27 protein-coding genes and 7 pseudogenes are annotated in these 22,683 nt (G+C 58.9%); 15 read left to right on the forward strand and 19 right to left on the reverse strand.

All coding sequences use genetic code 11. The features are described 5' to 3' along the window. Window positions 1-51 precede the first annotated feature (51 nt). The 4 genes from U5G49_RS30865 (at window position 52) to U5G49_RS30880 (ending at window position 3,163) form a co-directional block, all read left to right on the forward strand. Window positions 52-804, forward strand: coding sequence for a maleate cis-trans isomerase family protein (locus U5G49_RS30865; RefSeq protein ID WP_284200447.1), 753 nt, complete (start codon window positions 52-54; stop codon window positions 802-804). Between the two features lie 13 nt (window positions 805-817). Further along, window positions 818-1,459 carry an N-carbamoylsarcosine amidohydrolase gene (locus tag U5G49_RS30870; RefSeq protein ID WP_018245262.1) on the forward strand — a complete coding sequence of 214 codons (642 nt, stop codon included), beginning with the start codon at window positions 818-820 and terminating at the stop codon, window positions 1,457-1,459. A 59-nt stretch (window positions 1,460-1,518) separates the two neighbouring features. Then, window positions 1,519-2,550: a M29 family metallopeptidase gene (locus tag U5G49_RS30875; RefSeq protein WP_047620173.1), complete on the forward strand. Its 1,032-nt coding sequence runs from the start codon at window positions 1,519-1,521 to the stop codon at window positions 2,548-2,550. Between the two features lie 133 nt (window positions 2,551-2,683). Continuing rightward, the gene (locus U5G49_RS30880; RefSeq protein ID WP_018444500.1) at window positions 2,684-3,163 is read left to right on the forward strand and encodes a MarR family winged helix-turn-helix transcriptional regulator; all 480 of its coding nucleotides are present in this window, start codon (window positions 2,684-2,686) and stop codon (window positions 3,161-3,163) included. Between the two features lie 87 nt (window positions 3,164-3,250). On the opposite strand, the gene U5G49_RS30885 is transcribed toward U5G49_RS30880, so the two are convergent. After that, complete coding sequence (locus tag U5G49_RS30885; protein ID WP_193445331.1) at window positions 3,251-3,532, reverse strand: hypothetical protein; 282 nt, start codon at window positions 3,530-3,532, stop codon at window positions 3,251-3,253. A gap of 216 nt (window positions 3,533-3,748) precedes the next feature. Then, a complete protein-coding gene (locus U5G49_RS30895) occupies window positions 3,749-4,534 on the reverse strand; it encodes a helix-turn-helix domain-containing protein (protein WP_193445332.1) in 786 nt (261 codons plus the stop codon). A 121-nt stretch (window positions 4,535-4,655) separates the two neighbouring features. Here U5G49_RS30895 and U5G49_RS30900 point away from each other — a divergent pair, with 121 nt between their 5' ends. Beyond that, complete coding sequence (locus tag U5G49_RS30900; protein WP_193445333.1) at window positions 4,656-6,236, forward strand: ABC transporter substrate-binding protein; 1,581 nt, start codon at window positions 4,656-4,658, stop codon at window positions 6,234-6,236. A 71-nt stretch (window positions 6,237-6,307) separates the two neighbouring features. Here the strand turns inward: U5G49_RS30900 and U5G49_RS30905 are convergent. Together U5G49_RS30905 and U5G49_RS30910 are read right to left on the reverse strand one after the other, a co-directional pair. Continuing rightward, window positions 6,308-6,674, reverse strand: a pseudogene (locus tag U5G49_RS30905) (DUF5615 family PIN-like protein). Beyond that, on the reverse strand, window positions 6,671-7,303 hold the full coding sequence (locus U5G49_RS30910) for a DUF433 domain-containing protein (protein WP_193445334.1): 633 nt from the start codon (window positions 7,301-7,303) through the stop codon (window positions 6,671-6,673). The pseudogene U5G49_RS30905 and the gene U5G49_RS30910 overlap by 4 nt, the downstream one beginning before the upstream one ends. 59 nt (window positions 7,304-7,362) lie before the next feature. Here U5G49_RS30910 and U5G49_RS30915 point away from each other — a divergent pair. Beyond that, window positions 7,363-7,494: pseudogene (locus U5G49_RS30915) on the forward strand (transposase domain-containing protein); the annotation flags it as partial. A gap of 148 nt (window positions 7,495-7,642) precedes the next feature. On the opposite strand, the gene U5G49_RS30920 reads toward U5G49_RS30915, so the two are convergent. Beyond that, entirely contained in the window at window positions 7,643-7,993 is a 351-nt protein-coding gene (locus U5G49_RS30920; RefSeq protein ID WP_245484585.1) for an NAD(P)H-dependent glycerol-3-phosphate dehydrogenase, read from the reverse strand. A gap of 158 nt (window positions 7,994-8,151) precedes the next feature. After that, window positions 8,152-8,277: pseudogene (locus U5G49_RS30925) on the reverse strand (dihydrofolate reductase family protein); the annotation flags it as partial. Window positions 8,278-8,496: 219 nt separating this feature from the next. Between U5G49_RS30925 and U5G49_RS30930 the strand changes: the two are divergent. The 4 genes and pseudogenes from U5G49_RS30930 to U5G49_RS30945 form a co-directional block, all read left to right on the forward strand. After that, window positions 8,497-8,697 (forward strand): type II toxin-antitoxin system VapB family antitoxin, encoded by a 201-nt coding sequence (locus tag U5G49_RS30930; RefSeq protein WP_018245323.1) that lies wholly within the window; start codon window positions 8,497-8,499, stop codon window positions 8,695-8,697. Beyond that, window positions 8,694-9,077 carry a type II toxin-antitoxin system VapC family toxin gene (locus tag U5G49_RS30935; protein ID WP_018245324.1) on the forward strand — a complete coding sequence of 128 codons (384 nt, stop codon included), beginning with the start codon at window positions 8,694-8,696 and terminating at the stop codon, window positions 9,075-9,077. The genes U5G49_RS30930 and U5G49_RS30935 overlap by 4 nt, the downstream gene beginning before the upstream one ends. 209 nt (window positions 9,078-9,286) lie before the next feature. After that, entirely contained in the window at window positions 9,287-9,514 is a 228-nt protein-coding gene (locus U5G49_RS30940) for a CopG family transcriptional regulator (protein WP_112907822.1), read from the forward strand. Continuing rightward, window positions 9,511-9,849 (forward strand): annotated as a pseudogene (locus U5G49_RS30945) (TA system VapC family ribonuclease toxin); the annotation flags it as partial. The gene U5G49_RS30940 and the pseudogene U5G49_RS30945, both read left to right, overlap by 4 nt. Here U5G49_RS30945 and U5G49_RS30950 read toward each other — a convergent pair. After that, window positions 9,833-10,162, reverse strand: a complete 330-nt coding sequence (locus U5G49_RS30950; RefSeq protein WP_018517229.1) for a hypothetical protein — start codon at window positions 10,160-10,162, stop codon at window positions 9,833-9,835. The pseudogene U5G49_RS30945 and the gene U5G49_RS30950 overlap by 17 nt on opposite strands. 177 nt (window positions 10,163-10,339) lie before the next feature. Between U5G49_RS30950 and U5G49_RS30955 the strand changes: the two genes are divergently transcribed. Together U5G49_RS30955 and rsgA are read left to right on the forward strand one after the other, a co-directional pair. Further along, entirely contained in the window at window positions 10,340-10,516 is a 177-nt protein-coding gene (locus U5G49_RS30955) for a hypothetical protein (protein WP_018071841.1), read from the forward strand. Window positions 10,517-10,550: 34 nt separating this feature from the next. Beyond that, the gene (rsgA, locus tag U5G49_RS30960; protein ID WP_193445335.1) at window positions 10,551-11,603 is read left to right on the forward strand and encodes a ribosome small subunit-dependent GTPase A; all 1,053 of its coding nucleotides are present in this window, start codon (window positions 10,551-10,553) and stop codon (window positions 11,601-11,603) included. A 296-nt stretch (window positions 11,604-11,899) separates the two neighbouring features. Here the strand turns inward: rsgA and U5G49_RS30965 are convergent, their stop codons facing one another. Continuing rightward, window positions 11,900-12,994, reverse strand: a complete 1,095-nt coding sequence (locus tag U5G49_RS30965) for a nucleotidyltransferase family protein (RefSeq protein WP_193445336.1) — start codon at window positions 12,992-12,994, stop codon at window positions 11,900-11,902. A gap of 152 nt (window positions 12,995-13,146) precedes the next feature. On the opposite strand from U5G49_RS30965, the pseudogene U5G49_RS30970 reads away from it, so the two are divergent. Together U5G49_RS30970 and U5G49_RS30975 are read left to right on the forward strand one after the other, a co-directional pair. Further along, a pseudogene (locus U5G49_RS30970) lies at window positions 13,147-13,350 on the forward strand (DUF433 domain-containing protein); the annotation flags it as partial. A gap of 52 nt (window positions 13,351-13,402) precedes the next feature. Continuing rightward, window positions 13,403-13,629 (forward strand): annotated as a pseudogene (locus tag U5G49_RS30975) (Gfo/Idh/MocA family oxidoreductase); the annotation flags it as partial. A gap of 29 nt (window positions 13,630-13,658) precedes the next feature. Here the strand turns inward: U5G49_RS30975 and U5G49_RS30980 are convergent. The 6 genes and pseudogenes from U5G49_RS30980 to U5G49_RS31005 form a co-directional block, all read right to left on the reverse strand. Next, complete coding sequence (locus U5G49_RS30980) at window positions 13,659-14,699, reverse strand: NAD(P)H-dependent glycerol-3-phosphate dehydrogenase (protein ID WP_018245328.1); 1,041 nt, start codon at window positions 14,697-14,699, stop codon at window positions 13,659-13,661. A gap of 44 nt (window positions 14,700-14,743) precedes the next feature. Beyond that, window positions 14,744-14,965, reverse strand: a pseudogene (locus U5G49_RS30985) (bifunctional aldolase/short-chain dehydrogenase); the annotation flags it as partial. 177 nt (window positions 14,966-15,142) lie between these two features. Next, a complete protein-coding gene (locus U5G49_RS30990; protein WP_193445337.1) occupies window positions 15,143-15,493 on the reverse strand; it encodes a type II toxin-antitoxin system RelE/ParE family toxin in 351 nt (116 codons plus the stop codon). Next, the gene (locus U5G49_RS30995; RefSeq protein WP_193445338.1) at window positions 15,474-15,749 is read right to left on the reverse strand and encodes a ribbon-helix-helix domain-containing protein; all 276 of its coding nucleotides are present in this window, start codon (window positions 15,747-15,749) and stop codon (window positions 15,474-15,476) included. The genes U5G49_RS30990 and U5G49_RS30995 overlap by 20 nt, the downstream gene beginning before the upstream one ends. A gap of 273 nt (window positions 15,750-16,022) precedes the next feature. Further along, window positions 16,023-16,760 carry a GGDEF domain-containing protein gene (locus U5G49_RS31000; protein ID WP_193445339.1) on the reverse strand — a complete coding sequence of 246 codons (738 nt, stop codon included), beginning with the start codon at window positions 16,758-16,760 and terminating at the stop codon, window positions 16,023-16,025. Between the two features lie 325 nt (window positions 16,761-17,085). Beyond that, complete coding sequence (locus U5G49_RS31005) at window positions 17,086-17,505, reverse strand: GNAT family N-acetyltransferase (RefSeq protein WP_018245344.1); 420 nt, start codon at window positions 17,503-17,505, stop codon at window positions 17,086-17,088. A gap of 394 nt (window positions 17,506-17,899) precedes the next feature. Between U5G49_RS31005 and U5G49_RS31010 the strand changes: the two genes are divergently transcribed. Continuing rightward, on the forward strand, window positions 17,900-18,046 hold the full coding sequence (locus U5G49_RS31010) for a hypothetical protein (RefSeq protein WP_155256962.1): 147 nt from the start codon (window positions 17,900-17,902) through the stop codon (window positions 18,044-18,046). 227 nt (window positions 18,047-18,273) lie between these two features. Here the strand turns inward: U5G49_RS31010 and U5G49_RS31015 are convergent, their stop codons facing one another. From U5G49_RS31015 to thiC, 5 genes are read right to left on the reverse strand one after another with little or no spacing between them, the layout of a single operon-like run. After that, window positions 18,274-18,882 carry a thiamine phosphate synthase gene (locus U5G49_RS31015; RefSeq protein WP_193445340.1) on the reverse strand — a complete coding sequence of 203 codons (609 nt, stop codon included), beginning with the start codon at window positions 18,880-18,882 and terminating at the stop codon, window positions 18,274-18,276. Further along, window positions 18,879-19,652 carry a thiazole synthase gene (locus U5G49_RS31020; protein WP_193445341.1) on the reverse strand — a complete coding sequence of 258 codons (774 nt, stop codon included), beginning with the start codon at window positions 19,650-19,652 and terminating at the stop codon, window positions 18,879-18,881. Before U5G49_RS31020 ends, U5G49_RS31015 begins: the two co-directional genes overlap by 4 nt. A 3-nt stretch (window positions 19,653-19,655) precedes the next feature. Next, on the reverse strand, window positions 19,656-19,853 hold the full coding sequence (gene thiS / locus U5G49_RS31025; RefSeq protein ID WP_018245349.1) for a sulfur carrier protein ThiS: 198 nt from the start codon (window positions 19,851-19,853) through the stop codon (window positions 19,656-19,658). 4 nt (window positions 19,854-19,857) lie between these two features. Next, window positions 19,858-20,835, reverse strand: coding sequence for a glycine oxidase ThiO (gene thiO, locus U5G49_RS31030; protein ID WP_193445342.1), 978 nt, complete (start codon window positions 20,833-20,835; stop codon window positions 19,858-19,860). After that, on the reverse strand, window positions 20,835-22,658 hold the full coding sequence (thiC, locus tag U5G49_RS31035; RefSeq protein ID WP_193445343.1) for a phosphomethylpyrimidine synthase ThiC: 1,824 nt from the start codon (window positions 22,656-22,658) through the stop codon (window positions 20,835-20,837). Before thiC ends, thiO begins: the two co-directional genes overlap by 1 nt. Between the last annotated feature and the right edge of the window lie 25 nt (window positions 22,659-22,683).

The raw sequence follows: 22,683 nt of genomic DNA on the forward strand, positions 1-22,683 counted from the left end.
ACAGCCGTTTGTTTGAGAGCCGTTTTTTTTGCGAAGCAAAGGATTTCACCCGTGCAGAAGTATTACCGAATCGGCCAGATCGTTCCGAGCTCCAACACGACGATGGAGACCGAAATTCCCGCCATGTTGACGGCGCGCCAGTCCATCCGGCCCGAGCGCTTCACGTTCCACTCCAGCCGCATGCGGATGAAGAAAGTGGTGAAGGAAGAACTGGCGGCAATGGACGCCGAATCCGACCGTTGCGCCGTCGAGCTCTCCGACGCCCGCGTCGATGTTCTCGGATACGCGTGCCTGGTCGCCATCATGGCGATGGGCCTCGGCTATCACCGCCAGTCGGAAAATCGCCTGATGGGTCGCACCCAGGAGAATGGCACTGATATTCCCGTCGTGACCAGTGCCGGCGCCCTGATCGAGGGCCTGAAGGTGATGAAGGCGAGGAAGATCGCCGTCGTCGCGCCTTATATGAAACCGCTGACGGAGCTGGTCGTGGACTACATTCGCGAGGAAGGCTTCGAGGTCGTGGACTGGCGGGCACTCGAGATCCCCGACAATCTGGATGTGGCGCGCCACGACCCGGAAAATCTTCCGGCGATCGTGCAGACGCTCGACCTGACCGATGTGGACGTGATCGTGCTATCGGCCTGCGTGCAGATGCCATCGCTGCCCGTCATCGCCAAGGTCGAAGCCATGACAGGCAAACCGGTACTGACTGCCGCCGTCGCGACCACTTATTGCATGCTCAAGAAGCTCGGTCTGGAAGCCGTCGTGCCAGGCGCCGGCGCACTTTTATCGGGCGCATACTGAAGAGGGGCCGATCATGCAGAGCGCGCAAAGCAATTATCAGGGCGTCTGGGGCAACCGCATCGGCTTCGGCCAGCGCCCTGCCCTCCTCGTCATCGATTTCCTAAAGGGGTACACCACCGAGGGCGCGCCTCTCTACGCCCCTGGCGTGGTTGACGCGGTCGCGCAGACGCCGGCGCTCATCGATGCCGCCCGCGAGGCCGGCATCCCGATCATCCATACGCGCATCCTCTATCTTGCGGAAGACTGCGCCGATGGGGGGATGTGGGTGAAGAAGTCGCCGGTCATGAAAGGAATGGTCGAAGGCAACGTGCTGGCCGAATTCTGCGACGGCGTCGAGCCTGCCAGCGGCGAACTCGTCATCGTCAAGCAATATGCCAGCGCCTTCTTCGGCACCAGCCTTGCCTCCCAGTTGCATGCGCAGGGGATCGACACCGTGATCATGGCCGGCTGTTCGACCAGCGGCTGCATTCGCGCCACCGCCGTGGATGCGGTCCAGCATGGATTCCGCGGCATCGTGGTGCGCGAGTGCGTCGGCGACCGGCACCCAGATCCGCACAATGCCAATCTCTTCGACATCGACAGCAAATATGGCGATGTCGTTTCGAGGGAGGAGGCAATCGCGGAAATCGCCAAAGTCAGGTCCGACCGCGCATAATTTGGGGGAAACGCCCCAGACTTCAAACCTAAGCCTTCAAACAAGATAGGGGAATGAGCATGGATCAATTCAGTTTCACGGAAATTTGCCTGCATCAGTTGAAGATGTCGGGTGTCCACGAGGGCGAAAAACTCATCGTCCTGACCCAGGGCAGCGAGCGCCTCGATTACGCCGACGCCTTCATGGCGGCAGGCATGCGTCTTGGCGCCAAGATGTATCACATGCGTTTGCCGCCGGTGCCACCGGCAGGTGCCTGGGCGGTCGGCCAGACGGGCCTCGCCGCCATGCCGGAAGCGGTGGAGGCCCTGAAGGCTGCCGACATGCTGATCGACTGCATCTTCCTGCTCTTCAGCCCGGAGCAGATGGCGATCCAGGCGGCCGGCACGCGTATCCTGACCGCCGTCGAACCGCCAGAAATTCTGGCACGCATGCTGCCGACCAAGGAGCTGCGCGAGCGCGTCGAATTTGCCGGAGACTTGCTGTCCAAGGCGAAAGTGATGCGGATCACCTCTCCGCACGGCACGGACGTCACCTACAAGCTCAACACCTATCCCGCGATTACCGAATATGCGTGCACGGACGAGCCGGGCCGCTGGGATCATTGGCCGTCCGGCTTTGTCTTCACCGGCGGTGACGACGATGGCGTCGACGGGACAATCGTCGTTGCTCCGGGCGACATCCTGCTGCCGCAGAACATCTACGTGCGCGACCCGATCATCTACACGATTGAAAACGGATGGATCACCGATATTCGCGGCGGCCTCGATGCCGAGCTGGTCAAGTCCTACATGGATGGTTTCAACGACCCGCGTGGCATGGGCATGAGCCATGTCGGCTGGGGTCTCAATCAGAACGCCAAGTGGCATCGCATGGTACCGGGCGAATTCCCGGGTGGCATGGGAATGGAGGCACGCTCGTTCTACGGCAACGTGATGTTCTCAACCGGCCCCAACAACGAGCTCGGCGGCCCGAACGACACCGCGTGCCATCTGGATATCCCAATGCGCGGTTGCTCGCTGTTCCTCGATGATGAGCCAATGGTTCTGGATGGCGACATCGCCGTGAAGGAAATGAAGCACAACTTCAAATAACCGGGCTTGCCAGCCGCTCCGCGTGAAATCGCGCGGAGCGGGTTGCGGTGTGCCACGCCTTGACCGTCGCAACATGCTGTGGTGTTTCCTGCATTCCCGCCAAAGACGCCGTAACTGATGGACCACATCGACGATGACCGCAAAAGAGACCGAACAGCTGCCAGAAGCTCCGGCGCCTCAAAATGGCTACCAAGTGACGGAGCAAGTCGGGCATCTCCTGCGCAAGGCCTATCAGCGCCATCTGTCGATTTTCCAGACCAATGCCAGCGATCCGGACTTGACGTCGGTGCAGTTCGTGACGCTGTGCGCGCTGCACGATCTCGGTCCCAGCTCGCAGGTCGAGCTCGTGAAGGCAACGTCCGTCGACCAGGCGACCATCCGTGGCATCGTCGAGCGGCTGAAGGCCCGCGGACTGATCGATCTCTCTAAGGACGAGGCCGACGGCCGCAAGGTGGTGATCTCTCTGCTGCCCAAGGGGGAAGCCCTGCTGCAGGACATGTATCCGCAAGCCTACCTCATCAGTGAAAAGACTGTCGCGCGTCTCAATCCGGCGGAGCGCATCGCGTTGTTGTATCTCTTGCGCAAAATCGCCGACGATGAGACTGAACAGTAGGTGTTGAATGGGGTCCCTACTCTTGAGGGAAACGAACCGCAGACGCGTTACAGTCCGTGCAAACGGCTCCTGCTGAGAAGGCTCGTCTCAGTCTCTCCTCTTCATTGCCAGTCGTTGCAACGCTGACCCTGTGATGCTGCGACAGAGCGCGTTATTCGGAGCCGAAAGCGATGCTGCAAACGCTGCCTGCACCCGCAGGGCCGCAACGAAGTGGAGGACGGCAAAGCCGTTGCCGGCGGCGCGAGCCTGGCGCGACCAAAGCCCGAGCAGGTCGCGATTGGATTTACTGAGATCTAATGAAACGAAGATTACGCCAAGATCGACGCGGATGGCGGCAGGTGCATCGGGTTTATCGGCTGTCGTAAGCATGATGAGCCTCCAGAGCGATTTTTAGCGAACTCACTCTGCCCCGGGGCAGGCCGCTATCCACTCCCCATAGGATCTTGTTCCAGGCAACGCCCAGCCCGATCCTGAAGTCGATGCAGCTGACAGCCTTCAGATCGAAGGCTACAGCCTGATTTTTTACGCCGTTTTTACAGTCTACAAGCTGATATTGCCGTTGTGACATCGCCCCCTGGCCTTTTCTCAATACTCTGCGGGCACCTCATATACTTCTGCAGCTGGATCCTCGAGGAATGAGCGCACCGTCGGTGGTAGCTGGCGCGACGATAGCGGGACAGGTCCACAGCGCGCAAGTAGTTCACGCAAGTCTGGCTCGGTGCCGACATGCCGCCAGATCATCCGCGAGGCATAGGGGAGGTTTTCCCTTCGCCACGAAATTCCCATCGTCGTCCCACGCAGATAGACGCGCTGATACTCGTCGAATGGCAGGAGGATCGTCTGCGACAGCATGGCGTTCGGTCCGACGACACGTTGCGTGATGAAGATCCGGTTCCGATAGAAGGCCGCCAAGCCCAGATATTTCGAAAACTGCTGAATGCCGCTTCCGAGGTCTCGAAGCCGCTCCATCGATTTGGCCTGCACCAATCCACCCTGCTCGATAAGGCGGCTGCACGAACAGACAACCATCCCGGGCCAGGATGGCGAACGATAATAGGTCTGAAAATAGCCGATATGACGCCTGAGCGCGGTTAGGTTTCCGGGAAACGCTTTAAGAAGCTCTGAACCTCCGTTGATACCGAGGACAGGTTTGTGAAGTCGATCGCGAAACTGTTTGGGAGCGAGGTCAAAGTCGGCTGCATCAAGATCGAAATAGTTGGCGATGCGAGCCAGATTATGGGCGGAAGGCCTCGTCTGGCCGTTGATGTATCGATTGAATTGTTGCCGGTTGATATCGATTGCACGGCACAGATGCGAAATTGAACGTTGCGTTGCGCAGGCGATTTTGAGGTTCTCGACCAGGTGAGGCATCCGTAACTCCGTCTTCTCGTGAACTAGCGTAAACTCGCTTAAGGATGCGTCAAGTCGCGAAATTGCGTGAGCCGACCCAGCCTCTACGTTCCCACTTACAAATGAAAAAGAGGGGACCGTTATGACGCATCAAAAGGATCGATCTTCGCAGCCGAGAATCGGCCGCCGCCACTTCCTCGGCGGTGCCGTCGCGCTCGGCGCCTTGCCGGCCCTCGCCTCGGGCCTCCTGATGCCGCGTGACGCACGGGGGCAGGAAGCCAAGCGTGGCGGCCATCTGAAGCTTGGCCTCAAGGGCGGCGCCACCAGCGACGCGCTCGACCCGGCAACATACAGTGCCTCGGTACTGTTCGTCATTGGCCGCCTCTGGGGCGACACACTTGTCGAATCCGACCCCAAGACTGGCGCACCCCTGCCCTCGCTGGCAACTTCCTGGACGCCGTCGACGGATGCTTCCATCTGGACCTTCAAGATCAGGAACGATGTACGGTTTCACGACGGCAGCAAGATGACCGTCGCCGACATTGTCGCGACGCTGAAGCGGCACGCGGACAAAAACTCGCAGTCGGGCGCTCTTGGGCTCATGGCGTCAATTGCAAGCATTGAAGAAAAGGCGGGCGACCTTGTCCTGACGCTTTCGGAAGGCAATGCGGATCTGCCTCTCCTTCTCACCGACTACCACCTGATTATCCAACCCAAGGGCGGCGTCGAAAATCCGGCAGCAGCAGTCGGCACCGGTCCTTACATTCTGAAAAGCTTCGAACCCGGGGTCCGCGCCACATTCGAGAAAAACCCAAAGGATTGGCGCTCCGACCGCGGCTTTGTCGACAGCGTCGAAATACTCGTCATCAACGACAACACCGCGCGCGTTGCGGCGCTTGCCTCCGGCCAGGTCCATTTCGTCAACAGCATCGACCCGAAGACAGTTCCCATGCTGCAGCGGGCACCGACTGTGAGTATCATCCGGAATGCAGGCAAGGGCTTCTACTGCTTCCTGATGCATTGCGACACGGCGCCCTTCGACAACAGCGACCTTCGTCTCGCGTTGAAATATGCCATCGATCGTCAGTCGATCCTGGACAAGGTTCTCGCCGGCTATGGAACGATCGGCAACGACTATCCGGTCAACTCCAACTACCCCCTGGCGCCGACCGATATCGAGCAACGGCCCTATGATCCCCACAAGGCCGCCTTCTACTTCAAGAAATCGGGTCTCGACCGTCCAATTCTGTTGCGCACCTCCGACGCAGCCTTCCCGGGCGCCGTGGATGCGGCGATCCTGTTCCAGCAAAGCGCGCGCAAGTCCGGGATCACGATCGACGTGAAGCGCGAACCGGAAGACGGCTACTGGACTAATGTCTGGAACAAGCAGCCCTTCTGCGCCTCCTTCTGGGGCGGTCGCCCGACACAGGATTCGCGCTATTCCACCTCCTATCTATCGACCGCCGAATGGAACGACACGCATTTCAAGCAGCCTGACTTCGACAAGTTGGTATTGCACGCGCGGTCTGAGCTCGATGAAGCCAAGCGCAAGGTGCTTTATCGACAGCTGGCTTTGATGGTGCGAGACGATGGCGGTCTGATCCTGCCCGTCTTCAACGACAACATCATGGCCTCTTCGAAGACGCTGAAGGGCTATGTCGACGACATCGGCAACGATATGTCGAACGGCTACGTCGCGACGCGTGTCTGGCTGGACGCCTGATGCCCGAAGCCGGGCGAATAGGGCGCGCGCGGATTCTAACCAATCTGTCCCGCATTGGCGGAAATTGATCTTCACTCTGGCAGTGCATAGCGCGTCAGCAGAGCCTCGCCCTCTTCGATGGCGATCTCGATCACCTCGTTCACCAGATCCGGCGAGTTCCCGCAGAACGAGCGTGAACAATTCCCGCTGCTGCATCGGCAGAACCTGCGGCACGATGATCACCAAGCCAGCATGCAGATCCTCTCGCGCATGGAGTTTCCTGAAGTCGCGGGCATTGTTCGTCACGAAGGTAAAATCTTCCGCGACGATCCGAGGCATCAGATCCCAATCGGTCTCGCCGCTCAGGCCCAGCCAATTGACGTGGAAGCAATCGTGGCCGTGATGTTGAGCCACGGCCACGAGCGATGTGTGCAAGCATTCATCGACGAGAAACTTCACGTAGCCGTGCCCGAGGGCTTTTCGGTGCCGGCCTTTCCGAGAGGCAATCGCTTCACCGACTTCACTTTCAGTCCCTGCTCCGACAATTTTCGTGGCCGCCCACGGGCAGGATGAGCCGCTACCCAGATTTCGGCGAGGTCCACCATGCGCGCAGTGAGAGCCGGATAGCCCTCGACGATCTCGTCCGTGGGAGCGCCTTGCAATTTCATCGCAGCGATTGTTCGGACAGGAACGCGCGTTCCTTTGAAGACCGGCTCACCGCCAACCACACCTTTCACGCTGTGGATGATCTTGTTCGCTTCCCTGAGCGCTTCGCCACGCGCGGCCAAGTGCTCCCTCGCTCTCGCGACGTCGACGATCAGATAGTCGTCTGCTCTGACCGTGTCGGCTTCAGGATTTTCGTCGATGGCGGCAAAGAGGCGCTTCCGGCGCTCGGCGGAAAGGATTGAGCCGACGCCGAACCAGAGTTTCAGGCGCAGCAGATCGTCGTCAGTGATCGCTCGGCTTCGGTGGCCGGTAGAGGGGCTTCCAATGATTCGTTTGTCGATCGCGTTGTGTACCGACTTAATGCCGATCTCACTCACGGCAGCCGCCTCAGTGGGTGTGTATTCGCGAAGTCCTGCAGCCATAATTAATATTCTCCTTCGAAAGAATATATATGATTCACGGGTAATTCGCAATGTGGCTGCTCAACGACATCGATCCGCAGACTTGGCTTGCTGACGTCCTGGCCCGCATCGCCGACACGCCAATCAGTAAGCTGGTGCAATTGCTTCCGTGGAATTGCCAGCTACACGGACTGAACGCTCAAGCAGCCTAATCTGCGGCCTTCACCGGATGCTTACGATAAATCCGATCCATCGAAACAGAATCTCACCATGCACATATGCTGCCCGAGTTGCTTTGTGCATTCCATTAGCGACTTCCAATAAATACTGACAGATTTCACTGGAAATCAACGACCCGGTCTACTGGACAATGAGGTTTGAAAAATCCAACGTGAAGCGTTTCTGCTGAAGAACGGCGTTCATGATGGCAGACGCTAGAGGGAAATAAGCGAGCGGATCTTCATCGGTATGTTGCTTCTCAAGCGCCATATTCGCCAGAACCCGCGCTGTATCCACACCTTCGACCGTTTCGCCAAACAGTTCGCTCGACAACATTTCAACGACTGTGCGGCCAGTTCCCAATCCCTGGCCGAGGCGGCTGTTACGCCCTCCGCCAACAGTGACGTGCAGATCGCCCAGTCCGGCCAGCCCGAATGCCGTTGTGGTTTGCCCGCCCAGGGTGCAGGATGGGGATAACGGCAGTGGTGCCACCTTCAGCTATGGCTGGTGAGGCGGTTCACAACAGTCCAAAAAGGCGATGTCACGTCGTTTCGGCAGCGCATGTTCGCCGCTTTCCCCGAGGCGACCCCAATGGTGATCACCTACACAATCGCGTCGAACATCCGGACATCTTTTTGGCCGTTGCCTCAGAGGAAGTCGCGCACAACACTGGCACCGCCCCCAATCCTGACCGGCTTTCCATCAGCTATGGCAACAGCCTGCCGGAGTGGCTCGGCCGGGGTCGTGTTGATGAAATGGGATGTTGTCCCGCCTGCCGCGCAGACGATCATCGACGTCCAGATCGAGAAGATTCAGAAGATGTCGAAATAGGTCGAAGCAAGCGAGCGCTAGTGACCTGATCGGCTACGGTAGCCGCCACGCGGTCGCGCAGCTCCCGCTCTCACTCGGCGGTCCTCAGGTATCGATGTGGGAACTAGGCGTAGATTTTATCACCAAATGGTGCTAGTTAAAGCGCCTGAACAGGATAAGAAACGATGCGATCGACTATCAATCTAGACGACACTCTCATGGAAAGGGCCAGGTCCCTGACCGGCACAAAAGAAACCGCTGCTATAGTCCGCCAGGCGTTGGAGACGCTTGTTCGAGTAGAGTCCGGAAAACGCCTCATCGCGCTCGGCGGAACTATGCCCGATGCAGAGGCAGCTCCACGTCGCCGGAGCGCAGCTGCCAAGTGATACTGGCAGACACTTCTATATGGATCGATCATTTCCGCCATGTTGATGCGGAACTTCGGACGATCATTGAGGACGATCGTCTACTCTGCCATCCGGCTGTAGTTGGCGAACTGGCGCTTGGCAGCCTTCGAGATCGCGGGCGCGTGATAGCGTTTCTGGCAGCCCAGCGCCAGGCGTTCGTCGCAACACATGACGAAGTGATGACAATGATTGATCGTCACGGCATTTTCAGTATGGGCATCGGCTATACAGATGCCCACTTGCTCGCCTCGATACTGCTTGATCGGCGAGCGGCGTTATGGACCAGGGACAAGCGTCTTCAGGCGGCGGCCAAAAAGGCAGGCGCTTCATTGCATAAGCCGGCCAATGCTCGCAACTAAACACCTAAATAGTTCTGCCGATCTTTCGCATTTTTCCGATCTTTCGCCTTGAGCAGGTTCGAACCGGAGACCCGTGGTTCGCGCACAGATTTGAGAATGCGTTTTCAATCGTTTTCGCCGGTGAACAGGTTGGCGCAATGGTGCGTCCTTTCGGTATCAACCTTGAGAAGGCCGGCCACCTGCTTTATATGATGCGTGATGAGGCGGATATGAGAACGACCTTGGCAATCGACGACGATGTCCTGATCGCCGCAAAGGCGATGGCAACCCAGCAGCACCGGAGCGTCGGCGAGGTCATTTCTGAGCTGGCGAGACGTTCTCTGCGCCGACCGCCCAGCAGCCGCGAGCGCAATGGCATTCCTCTCCTGTCAGCTCGGCCGGATGCGCCGCCAGTGACCCTCGAAATCGTGAACGCCTTGCGTGACGAACTGCAGTGACTTTCCTGCTCGACGTCAATGTGCTGATTGCCTTAATCGATCCGGGCCATGTAGCCCATGATGATGCGCACGAATGGTTCGCGGCGATGGGTCAGACCGCGTGGGCTACCTGCCCCATTACCGAAAATGGTGTCATCCGGATTGTCGGCAACCCCAAATATCCCAACTCTCCCGGTTCACCGTCACTCGTGATGGAGATCGTCCGCAAATTGCGGTCGCTCCCCGGTCACAGTTTTTGGCCGGACGATGTGAGCCCTGTCGGGTCAGGTGATATCGCTGCCACGAAAATTCTAACATCGGGGCAGGTAACTGTTTCATTCAGTTTTGTAACGGCTTCTTCCGTGCGTTGGGTTCGCAGGCGTTCCACCTGCTCCTTGGCTTCCGCGATTTGCGAGCCGGTTGTTGCCTGTTCAGAGGCGATGGCAGCGCTTGCCCCAACAGATCGGCGTCGATGCCCAGAAGCTCCGTGTAATCTGATCGATTGATCAGCCCCCGTTCGACCGGCGACTGCTTGCCTTGCAGCTCGTCCTTTACGACCTCGGCCTGCTTCTGAACTGCAGCTTCCTGCTCGCGTAAGCCAGATAAGGTTTGATCTAGCTGTTCAAGGCGCCATTTGAGAATGGTCTGTTCCGACCGGAAACGGGCCATGCGGGCGTTGAATTCCTTCTCTTCCTCCAGGATGAGCTCGCTTCATTAAATAATCGACATTCGCCTTGAACAGGATCGACCCGGCGTTGGCTAATCGTGAAGCACCTGATAGGACCGCCGAGTATGAGGTCTTGGCACCATCTTCAGAGAGCCTCGGACCGGATCGGAGAGCTTTTGATGGGCTGGAAAACACCGAAGATCGAATACGTGAATGGCTATAAGATCGTTGAAGTTGAAGGGCCCAGCTTCAAAGTCTACGATGGCGACCGTCAGCTCGGGGACGATTTCCCCTACCCCGGCGAAGCTGCTGCTTACGCAACCTCGTTGCCAAAACGGGATCATCCACGCAGCTAGGCGAGAAGCCGCGGAAGATCATTGAAAACCCTTTATGGCAGCCTTAACGAATGTGGAACAGGATTTGACCAGCTCCCAACTTTCTCCGCCGCTGGAACTGCTTGGGTGGTCAGAATTCTTCGCGGACCAGGTCCAGTCCAGCGAAGCTGACTTGATCCCCAGACGCATTGCTTCCGTTCACCGGGCACGCATCGAGGCAATCGATGTCACCGGGCCGGTCGGACTGGAATTTCCAGCCAATACCAATACTGGTGACTACGCGGTCGGCGACTGGGTTCTTGCCGATCCACTGACCGACATGCTCATCAGACGTCTCGACCGAAAAAGCGTCTTTCAGCGACGACCGGAAGGCGGGCGTGGCCAGCAACTTGTTGCCGCCAACGTCGACACCCTGTTGATCGTGACCTCGTGCAATGCCGATTTTAATCTTGCTCGGCTGGAACGTTACCTGATCATGGCCAACCAGGCCGGGAGCAATCCGGTGATTGTGCTGACAAAGGCCGACACCGCGGAAGATGCCGGCATGTTCCAGGCGCAAGCCGAGGCTTTGCAGCGTGACCTGCCTGTCATTGCCTTGAATGGGCGCTCCGCGGACGCAGTTTCCCTGTTGAGGCCCTGGTGCGGCATCGGCCAAACAGTTGCGTTGGTGGGGTCTTCTGGTGTCGGAAAATCAACACTGGTGAACACCATGACCGGGCCTGAATCTGACACAAAGCAAAAGACAGGCACCATCCGCGAATATGACGCGCAGGGCCGACACACAACCACCGCACGATCCCTGCATGCAATTTCAGGCGGCGGCTGGGTCATCGATACCCCGGGAATAAGGACGCTTTACGTGAGTGATGTTACCGACGGTATCGACACCCTCTTTGCTGAAATAACCGAACTGGCGCCGCTTTGCCGCTTTCGCGACTGCACCCATGCCCATGAACCGGGGTGCGCCGTTCAGGCAGCTGTCGCAAGCGGTGCCCTGGTCGCCGATCGCCTGGAACGCTGGCGGAACCTGCTTACAGAAAATCGCGACCGGACACCGGTCGTGAGCGGACCCCGCGGCAACAAGATCGTCCGCAAGAAGAAATATTGAAAGTGTTGAACGTTTGCGACGGTGCTCATCGGCGTCAGCCACGATCCGCCACCTGAATTGGCTGGGCTGGGGATAGCGTCAGCGCTCAATGATTGGGATTGCGGTCAAGAAGAAGACCCTGCAAACGGCCGCTCCCCGCTTGTGCGGGATATGTCTTTGAACAAACGAGATGCGGACGTGCTTTCTCTAGCTGTCCCGCTCGTGCAAATCGCCTTGGGCCTCGAACTCTCGGCACCATATTTGTCTTCGGCTCTTCGAATCAAATCAACAGCTTGGCTGTCGAAGCTGAAGACAGCCTATACTCCAAGCGGAAGTTCAATTTCTTCGCGGTTTCTTTTTGCGCCCTCGATCAGGACCGTGTTGAATCGCTCGGCATCTTGTGCCGGCAGCATTCCCGCCCCGGTTCGAATACCTTCTTGCCAGGCAGGCCCGCGCTCCCATGCTTCGTTGTAGACGAGCGCCAAGTCGGCAGATCGCCTTGTCTGCTGCAGGGCTTCAAAGAGCAGCGCAGCTTGACGAACGTCCTTTTCTCGCTTCGCCAGTCCCTGCCGGTCAGTGTGTCGGCGGCTGGCGACTATGAGCTTGTGGACCGCATACCGGGACGGATCAGGGACGACGACTGAGACACCGCTTCGGTGGAGCAGCATTGTCCTGACGGGTTCCCTTATGAGGAAGTCGAGAAAGCGTAGTGGATCCGCGCTGGCGCCACCAAGGGCGGGCATCTTCGCCGGCTGGTCGATGTAGTCATCAGAACCACGGTTCGACGTCAGGAACTCAACCCTGTAGCCGTTGGCGTTCTGAAACGCCGACGAGGCCGCGGACCCCGATCGATGTGGAACTGGCCGGAAGCTGGGGTCGACGCCCTGCAGCAGCTCAACGATCGGAGGCAGACTGTCTTCAACCTCGCGACTGATGGCGTGGTCCCGGGCGATGTCCGCATCGCCGGTCAGGATCGCAGCCATGGGGAGGCGGACGCCCAGCAGTCCTGCATAGCATTGAAAGGCCACCGTGCCGATGAGAACACCTCGGAGCCGAAAGAGACCGCCATCGGCAAGAGCCTCGACGATGTCGCCCGACATGGCATCAGGGGCGATCATCCCGCCTTCGCGGGTCAGGGTATTTACCAAGCGCCTGCGAGCGCGTAGATCGTCCTTGTCCCGCTTATGATCAGCTACGCGCCGCGCGATATCCGGATCTTCAGCAGAACCGACATAACGACGTTTCGTACCACCATGTCCATCTGGGATGTCGAAGTACCAGTACTTGCGCCCCTTGATGTTCGCCGGAGTGAACCGACCCTCTGGAGGGAAATCGGCCGTCCAGGCGGCGTCGAGCGAGCGCTGACCGAGCTCGGCGAGCATCGTCTGATACATGAGGTCGATGGACTTCATAAGTTCGACTCCGGCGTTATACTGTTTTTCAAAAACAGTATAACCGTCGAGAGGATAGGTCGCAAGATAGGATGCTTGCCTTCGCGCAGGGCGCCAACAATCTCCGCAGCAAAGCGCGAGCGCTCTTAATCGTCGGCCCGTCATACCGGTCGCAAGGCGCTCCCACGGAGGAGATCGTCGAGGGCTATCCGGCTCTCACTGCGCGCATGGCGGACCTGGCCGAAATCTGGGCAGCGGCTCATCCTGCCCGTGGGCGGCCACGAAAATTGTCGGAGCAGGGACTGAAAGTGAAGTCGGTGAAGCGATTGCCTCTCGGAAAGGCCGGCACCGAAAAGCCCTCGGGCACGGCTACGTGAAGTTTCTCGTCGATGAATGCTTGCACACATCGCTCGTGGTTCTGCCGATGCAGCAGCGGATCTGCCGGGGGCGAGCCTCCAGGTCGTTTGCGACATGGATGCAGATCGCGCCCGCAAGGTGGCGGACGCCTACGGCGCTCACGACGTCGACTCAGACCCGACCGGGTGTCCGCTCGTCTGGACGTGGACGCAGTTATCATCGCAAGCCCCGATTTCACGCACGCGCCCTTGTCGCTGTCCTGCATAAGAGCCGGCAAACGGGCTCTCTGCGAAAAGCCGCAGATTTCACTGGAAATCAACGACCCGGTTTACTGGACAATGAGGTTTGAAAAATCCAACGAGAAGCGTTTCTGCTGAAGAACGGCGTCCATGATGGCAGACGCCAGAGGGAAATAAGCGAGCGGACCTTCATCGGTATGTTGCTTCTCAAGCGCCATATTCGCCAGAACCCGCGCTGTATCCACACCTTCGACCGTTTCGCCAAACAGTTCGCTCGACAACATTTCAACGACTGTGCGGCCAGTTCCCAATCCTTGGCCTAGGCGGCTGTTACGCCCTCCGCCAACAGTGACATGCAGATCGCCCAATCCGGCCAGCCCGAATGCCGTTGTGGTTTGCCCGCCCAGCCTCTCGCATAGTCTGGCCATTTCCAAAGTTGCCTGGGTGAAGACTGCAGCCGTCGGATTCTTAGATTGGCCGTCCGCACGTCTTTGATCGGGATACCGCGTCTGCATGGCGCTCACGCCGATCGCGTAGAAATTCTTGAGCGCGGCACAAGCTTCGACGCCCGTGACGTCCGTCGTCACCGACAGACGGTAATAGTCCGTTTGCATGATCGCGGCGAGCTGTTCGGCGACCGAAATATCCTCACAGGCGTAGATGCATGCCGTCGGCAGACGGTTGGCGAGTTCGCGGGCGATACACGGTCCGCCGATCCCGATGAAAGCGCTCATCAGCGGAATACGGGAGGGAAGCGTTTGGGCATAGGTCGATACGGCGGAACCCGCAGACTCAAGTCCTTTTGTCACAAAGGCTATGGGACAGGCCTCCGTCATGACCCGGTTAAGAATGTCGGTCACCCAGCCAATGCCTGGGCTACTCACTCCGACAACAATGATATCGGCGTTCGCGAGGTGCTCCGATCGCAGTTCGTCGAAGCGGATCGCCTCGACGCCGGCGGGCGGGGCAGCGTCGAGTTTGGGATGGATCCCGCCCGGACGCCGCATGGTAACGACGATGTCCTGATCGAGCGGCGTGCCGACGAGCAGCACCTTGTGGCCGTTGTCTGCAGCGGGTACGCAAAGCGCGGTGCCCATGACACCCGCACCGAGTACAACGATTTTTGCCACGGTAATCCTCCTCTTGGTGTGGTTCGAAACGGAAAGCCGACCCGCTACCGCATCATAGCAGCGACATTGCCGCCATCGACCGTGATAACCGCGCCGGTGCTTGAGCGCGCCTTAGCGAGATGCACGAAGGCGGCTGCCACATCGGCACCCGTTACCTCGCGGCCAACAAGGTTGCCGCGCATATAGGCTTCGGGTGTCAGGCCGCGCGCGCGGCTTCTTTCAGTGACCATCTCGTCCGTCATTAGACCCGTGCGGATCCGAGGGGCACACTTCGGCTGAGTTGACGCGCAAACGTCAGCGGCGGCGCGGCCGCTTCCGCAGCAACCTCACCAAGTGTCTGGGCTTTAAGGGCCCCTCCCCAAGCGGTCAAAATTGCCGGCTGGGTGTTCAGCTTAGCGCTTCAATTGAAATCGGGGAGTAAAAGCTACAGGGCTGTAGGGACCTTATCCCGCCAGCATACGTGCGAGCATATTTCTGATGTGGTCCTGCGCGCTGTAGAAAATTGCCGCGACAATGATTTTGCGGCTATCTTCTACCGGTAGAAACCAAATAGCTGCCTTGTCCCGCCGAAGAAACCGGATCCCGGGATGAATATCGGGCCGCAGAGTCCCGATATAAGGCGTATCGACGAGACGATCGATTTCGACACGCAGTTTGTGGATCCGTTCAGCGGTACGCTCCACCGCGTCGTCAGGCGAGTCCCCGAGTTCGACATAGGCGCCGAACAGATGATCGAAGATCAACTCGAAATCGCGTTCGGCATCCCCCGAATATTCAAGAGTCCACACGAACAACCCGTCGCTTCCGCTCAATCATTGCCGAGACGCGGCTTTCCATTTCCGTCGCAGTAATGATAGGTCCATTCAATCGCCGCTGAACCAATTCGCGAAGCGCTGCCGTTTCGACGGTCTCGGTTTCCGTCTTTTGGCGAAGCAGTTCTAGGCCCTGCTGAAGAACGGAACTCAGGCTGGCATACCGGCCGCTCTCCACCAACGAACGGGCAAACGCATCCTGCTGGTCGGTCAGCGAGATCGACGATTTGACACTCATAGGTTTAACTCCTTTGAACCTAATTTGCTACTCAGTAGCACATTTGTCAATATGACGAGATGTCCGTCAGGGCGGCAAAGGATGGCCGCGCAATGTCAATCCAGGATCAACGCTGGATCAATAGCTTTCTGCTTGTTCGCGGTCCGCGTCACGATGTGCGCCGCCGAGCGCCCCGCCGGGGCCGAGTGTCCCAAGCGATTCATGAATATCCGGTTCTCGGACTCTCAGCACTAGCTGTGATCGTGGAAAGGTCCTCGGACATATGCTCGACAGCTACCCGATCACCATGTTTCTACCCGAAGCTTTAGCCTGATAAAGGTTTTCGTCCGCGGCTTTCAAACAAGAGTGTGGATGAAACCCCGGCCGGCAATGAAACACACCGATACTCGCCGAGATTAGCACTTTCGAACCCGAAGGAGATCGCAGATCAATACGCGCGATCTCTTCCCGGATTTCCTCGCTACGTATAAGCATTTCGGCAGGCGTCAAATTGCGTTGAAACAGACCGAACTCTTCGCCCCCGAGGCGTCCTGCGAACCCTGACTGCCCTTGGTAGCGGGCGAGGATAAGACCGGTGCAGCGGAGTGCTTCATCGCCCGTTCCATGACCATATCGGTCGTTGATCGACTTGAAATAGTCGAGGTCCAGAAACAGCAAGGCGCCGGATACACCGTGTTGACTGGTCGCGTCTAGCTCTTCAAGGAAGGCGCTGCGAGTGAGGGTGCCCGTCAGGCCATCCGTGCGAGATTGGACGCGAAGGGCGTCATAAGCGTCCGCGAGCTTGTTCAAAGCCTCTTTTGTCGCAGCTTCAGCGCGTCGGACTTTTTCCGACTGAGTAAAATGCAGCGCCGAAGCCGGGATCGATATCGCCAGCGGGCAAAAAATCGTCATGAATAGGCCAGCGCCTGCCACTTGTCCGCCCAACAGTGGAACAATGATGAATGAAAGTGCCAGCGAGGCGAACACTGAAAGCAGTCCTGTTAAAATAGACTTTTCGACAATACGACGCATCAATACCACCGTGACGAAGTGAAACTGCTATGAGCTCATCAATTTAAAATGGGTTGAAACACATCGATAAAACTTGATTCATGCGTCTCTCTCACCGACGATTTGCCTCGAATGGCCACCCCCCCTCATCTGGCCGCCAGATCGTCGCAGCTATCCTTGTTCTGTTTTTAACTATGCGAGAAAGCGCGGCTGCGCGGTCGGTCATCGTGGCCGTCTTGAATGGTCGTGGAACATCGAGAGGTTTATCCCCATGATTGCCGCCCGGCGGATTTGCGCGTCTAAGCCTGCCGGCAGAAGACGGGAAGGCTCGCCGGACGGCCTGTCGTCAGGCAACTTTCCTCGCCATCCCGACCGAGCGCGGCGCGGTTTCAGCGAAACCGAACTGTCGGTACAGGCGGTTCGCCGGGACGTCGGCGATCAGACTGACATAGGCCGTCTTTGGCAACTGGTTCTCGATATGGTTCGTCAGCGCGGCCATGATCATCTTGCCAAGCCCCCTGCCCTGGTGTTCGGGCATGATCGCGACGTCGGTGACTTGAAAGAAGCAGCCTCCGTCGCCGATGATGCGACCCATGCCAATTACCGCGTCGCCGCTCATCAGGCAGACACCAAAGATCGAGTTGGGCAGCCCCCTTTCGGCCGCCTCTTTCGAAAAAGGGCTGAGGCCCGACAGGTATCGCAGGCGCAGGTAATCGTCGATGCCCGGGACGCGGGGCTCGATGCGGTAATCGTCATGCTGGGTCATGTGATGCCTTTCAATGTACGTCTCCTAAAAAATCTCTCTCGCCACCGTTATCGCGGTGCTGGCGATTGATGGGCCAAGTTATCGCGCTATGAACTGGCCCTAAAAAGATAACAGAACGTCTCTCCAGGCCATGTTTCCTCCGAACCACTCTCTGATCATCCGCAAACGGCTGCGATCACTTCGCCAATAACCGCGGCCGACAATCGCGCTTGAAATGGAACTCGCGGCAAGCCAAAGGTCCCGAAGACCGTGGCGATGGAAGTTTCATCCAGAGCTCTGTCCCTAAGCGGGAAAAAATCCGTGCGCTTAACCATGTTGATTAGCCTTTGATTCATCCTCCCAGAGCAGTTTGCGGCCGGGATGGCTGGGAACCAACCTCAAAGGATCAAAAGCTATGACCTATGCACTCGTGCTTTTCTCGGCGGTAACGGCGATCGTGGTGTCCATTTCGGCGATTGGCACTGCACCGGCGCCGAATAGCAAGTGGCCGGAAATCCATTCGGAAAAGACCTCCAGACTGGCGCCGGCGCACCGGCCCTGAGCCGCCATATTGGATGAATAGCGGATTCGCGAAGCGGCGTCGGTTGCGCCGCTTGCATTGGACAAAGCCACCTCAACAGACGCTGCTCAGGCGGATTACGCCTGCGGCCGCGGCTGCGATACCGGTCAGGCCCTCATCAACGCTAATTTCCACGTCGATATCGGGATACTGCGCCAAAAACAATGTGGACTTCCTGCAGAGCGCACGACGGAAGCGTGGTGGTACCCTCAATAACGCCACGGTGCCGTGCGATCGATCCATTCGCGCGTCCGCGCTTCGGGATCGGCGTTCAAGGTGATGTCGGTGACAACCGCCACGGTGTCAGCGCTCGCGTCGAATACGCCCTGTAGCCTGTCCACATTCAGGCCTCCGATCGCCACCAGCGGCAAGGGTGCGACACGCTTCTTCCAATCCGTGATGCGTTCCAGACCTTGCGGCGCCCATTTCATCTGCTTGAGAATGGTGGGATAGATCGGGCCGAGCGCCACATAGTCAGGTTTCGCAGCCAAAGCCGTTTCGAGCTCCGTATCGTCATGTGTGGAAAGACCGAGTTTCAGGCCGGCTCTGCGAATAGCATCAAGGTCGGCTTCCACCAGATCCTCCTGGCCCAGATGGATGAAATCGCATCCCTCGTCGATCGCCAGTTTCCAGTAGTCGTTGACAACCAGCTGGCAATTCGCCGCTGCGCAAACGGCCTTGGTTCGACGGATTTCCTGGCGCAGGATCTCGTCCGGGCGATCCTTCACGCGCAGTTGCACCAGTTTGACGCCCAGCGGCACGAGACGTTCGATCCATTCGGAACTGTCGACGATGAGATAGAAGGGATCGAGCCTCATGCGAAAACGCCCTTTCCGACAACCGGGGTGGACGGTACCGCCATGTCGCGCGGCTCCAGCATCCCGGAAAGATAAGCGAGCCTTCCGGCCTCGATCGCCTTGCCAAACGCCTCGGCCATGGCAGGCGGATCGCCTGCGACGGCGACCGCGGTATTCAGCAGCACCGCGTCGTAGCCGAATTCCATCACCGCTGCCGCATGCGACGGCCTCCCGATCCCCGCATCCACGATCAGCGGGATGTCCGGAAAGGCGCTCCGCATGGCCTTGAGCGCGGAAGGGTTGCGCGGACCGGCCGCAGAACCGATCGGCGCGCACCAGGGCATCAAGACCCGACATCCGACGGAGACCAGTTTTTCACCGACCACCAGATCGTCCGTCGTATAGGGAAATACGCAAAACCCTTCCGAACAAAGAATGCGTGCGGCTTCGACCAGTTCGAACACATCCGGCTGGAGACTGTCGTGATGGCCGATCACCTCGAGCTTGATCCAGTCGGTACCAAATACTTCGCGCGCCATCTTGGCGGTCAGGATCGCCTCCGACGCACTGTGACATCCCGCGGTGTTGGGCAGGAAGTGCACCGCGAGCTGGCGGATGAGTTCGAAGAAGGCTCCCCCCGTCTTTCCGCCGGCCGTTTCGCGGCGAAGCGAGACCGTGACAATCTCCGCGCCGGACCGGCTCACCGCCTCGGCAAGGACGGCCGGCGAAGGATAACGCGCGGTACCGAGCAGAAGCCGCGAAGACAGTGCAGCATCATAAAGAGAAAGCATGGATCAACCTCCCTGCATCGGGGACAGGATTTCGATACGGTCACCATCGTCCAGCCGGTGATCGGCTCGGTCCTCGCGATGCACGAGATCTCCGTTGACGGCGGTTGCCAACCAGTCGCCCTCGTATTCCAGAACATGAAGAAGTTCGGCCAGGGTTACGGCCTCGCAGACCTGGGTTTCGCCATTGATGATCAGTTTCATGGGGTTAGCCTTTCAGACGTGAATGTCGCACGAGGAGAATATCGGCGGCCCGCACAGCCATGGCGGGCGCCAGCAGGAAGCCATGCCGATGCATACCGGCGATGGCGAGCCCCTCCTCCGTTTCGATTACTTGCGGAATGTTGTTGGCAAACGCCGGACGTATGCCAGTCCCGGTCTCGATAACGCGTGCCTCGCCAAACGCCGGATGCAGCGTATAGGCCGCGTTCAGGAATTCCATGAGCGAACGCGCGGCAATCGGTCCGTCATCTTCGGCCTCGATCATCGTCGCCCCGACCATGAAACGGTGATCGTCGCGGGGCACGATATAGATCGGATGGCGTGGATGCAGCATCCTGACCGGCCTGGAAAGCGTCACATCCGCAGTTTCCAGATAGAGCATTTCGCCTCGCACGCCGCGCAAGCCGGAAAGTCGCGGTATCGCCGCTGGCCCGGTGCAGTCGAGCACGCCGGCAAATCGCCGGTCCTGCGGCTCGTGTCCGCCGAAATGGAAGACCACGCCGCGCTCGCGGAGTCTGTCGGCTAGCCCGGCCAGTGCGCGCCGTGGATCGAGATGAGCTTCCTGCTCGAAGAAAAGAGCCTTTTCGAAGCGGCCGGCAAGGGCAGGTTCCAGGTCGGCTACGCCCTTGCGATCGATCAGGACATGACCGGTCGTGCGCGCGGCAAACCGGGCGAGATCGGGAAGGTCGCGCGGCTGCGCCACGACCAGAGTACCGCGGCGACGAACCTCGCCGGGCACGGCCTCCTCCCACCATCCAGCCGCGCCCAGGCCCAATGTCAGGACAATCTCTTCGGCCGCTTCCCGTTCGCAATAGGGCGCGAGCATTCCTCCAGCAAAATGCGAGGCGCCAAGCCCCGCCGCGCCGGCCTTCTCGATCACCTCAACCGAAAAGCCCCGCTTGACAAGTTCATGGGCCGCCGCCAGGCCGGCAACGCCGGCCCCTTTGACGACAAACGCAGCCACTATGCGTTACTCGGAAGGTTTTCGACCGGCATGTAAAGATCGCCGCCATCGCGATATTTGGCGGCCATGGCTTGCAACCCCTCCCTCTGCGCTTCGGCGCGGATATCGTGCGAAATCCGCATCGAGCAGAATTTCGGGCCGCACATGGAGCAGAAATGCGCCACCTTATGCGCCTCCTTCGGCAGCGTTTCGTCGTGGAAGGAACGGGCGGTTTCCGGATCGAGCGAGAGGTTGAACTGATCCTCCCATCGGAACTCGAAACGGGCGCGCGACAGCGCATCGTCGCGCACCCCCGCCGCCGGATGGCCCTTGGCGAGATCGGCGGCATGCGCCGCGATCTTATAGGTGATGACGCCCACCTTGACGTCGTTGCGATCGGGAAGGCCGAGATGTTCCTTGGGCGTCACGTAGCAGAGCATGGCGGTGCCGAACCAGCCGATCATCGCAGCCCCGATGCCGGACGTGATGTGGTCATAGCCCGGCGCGATATCGGTGGTTAGCGGTCCGAGCGTATAAAAGGGCGCCTCGCCGCAGACCGCGAGCTGCTTGTCCATGTTTTCCTTGATCTTGTGCATCGGCACATGGCCGGGGCCTTCGATCATCACCTGGCAATCCTTCGCCCAGGCGATTTTGGTTAACTCGCCGAGCGTTTCCAGTTCTGCGAACTGCGCCGCATCGTTGGCATCAGCGATCGATCCCGGGCGCAGGCCATCACCGAGCGAGAAGGAAACGTCGTAAGCGCGGCAGATGTCGCAGATCTCCTCGAAATGCTCGTAGAGAAAACTCTCCCTGTGGTGGTGCAGACACCACTTGGCCATGATCGAGCCGCCGCGGGAAACGATGCCGGTGACGCGATTGACGGTCAGCGGGATATAGGCGAGCCGCATGCCGGCATGGATGGTGAAGTAGTCGACCCCCTGTTCGGCTTGCTCGATCAGCGTATCGCGATAGACCTCCCAGGTGAGGTTCTCGGCAATGCCGTTCACCTTTTCGAGTGCCTGGTAGAGCGGCACGGTACCGATCGGCACCGGCGAATTGCGGATGATCCATTCGCGGATATTGTGGATGTTTCGGCCCGTCGACAGGTCCATGACGGTGTCGGCACCCCAGCGGATCGCCCAGACCATCTTCTCCACTTCTTCCGCCATGGACGAGGTAACAGCCGAATTGCCGATATTGGCATTGATCTTTACCAGGAAGTTACGGCCGATGATCATCGGTTCGGATTCTGGATGGTTGATATTGGCGGGAATGATCGCTCGGCCTTCCGCGACTTCCCGACGGACGAAATCCGGTGTCACGAAATTCGGGATATGGGCGCCAAAACTTTTTCCGTCGCGGATGAGAGCTTCCTTGGCCGCCTGTCGGCCGAGGTTTTCGCGAATGGCGATGAATTCCATTTCCGGCGTGACGATGCCGGCCCGCGCATAAGCGAGCTGGGTAACGGCCCTCCCCGCCTTCGCCTTGAAAGGCTGGCTGCGAACGGGGAATTCCGGCGTCAGCCGGTCGCCTGAAACAAAGCCGTTATCCTCCGGCCTGACGATGCGGCCCCCGTAGGATTCAACATCACCGCGAGCAAGAACCCAGCTTTCGCGCAGGCGTGGCAGGCCTGCATCGATGCGGATTTCAGCACCTTCTGCGGTGTAGGGACCGGAAGAATCGTAGACAGTGACTGGCGGTTCGCCAGAGGTCGGATGCAGTGCGATCTGACGCATCGGTACGCGGATATCCGGATGAATGGTGCCTGCTTTCAGGACTTTCGCGGAGGCGGGAAGCGGACCTGTGGTGACGACCGGAGTGAGTTTGGTGGCTGCAATATTCATGGTTCGAGGCTCCAAGTTTTGACGT

It is taken from the genome of Rhizobium indigoferae (genome assembly GCF_034554815.1).
Lineage (GTDB): Bacteria > Pseudomonadota > Alphaproteobacteria > Rhizobiales > Rhizobiaceae > Rhizobium > Rhizobium leguminosarum.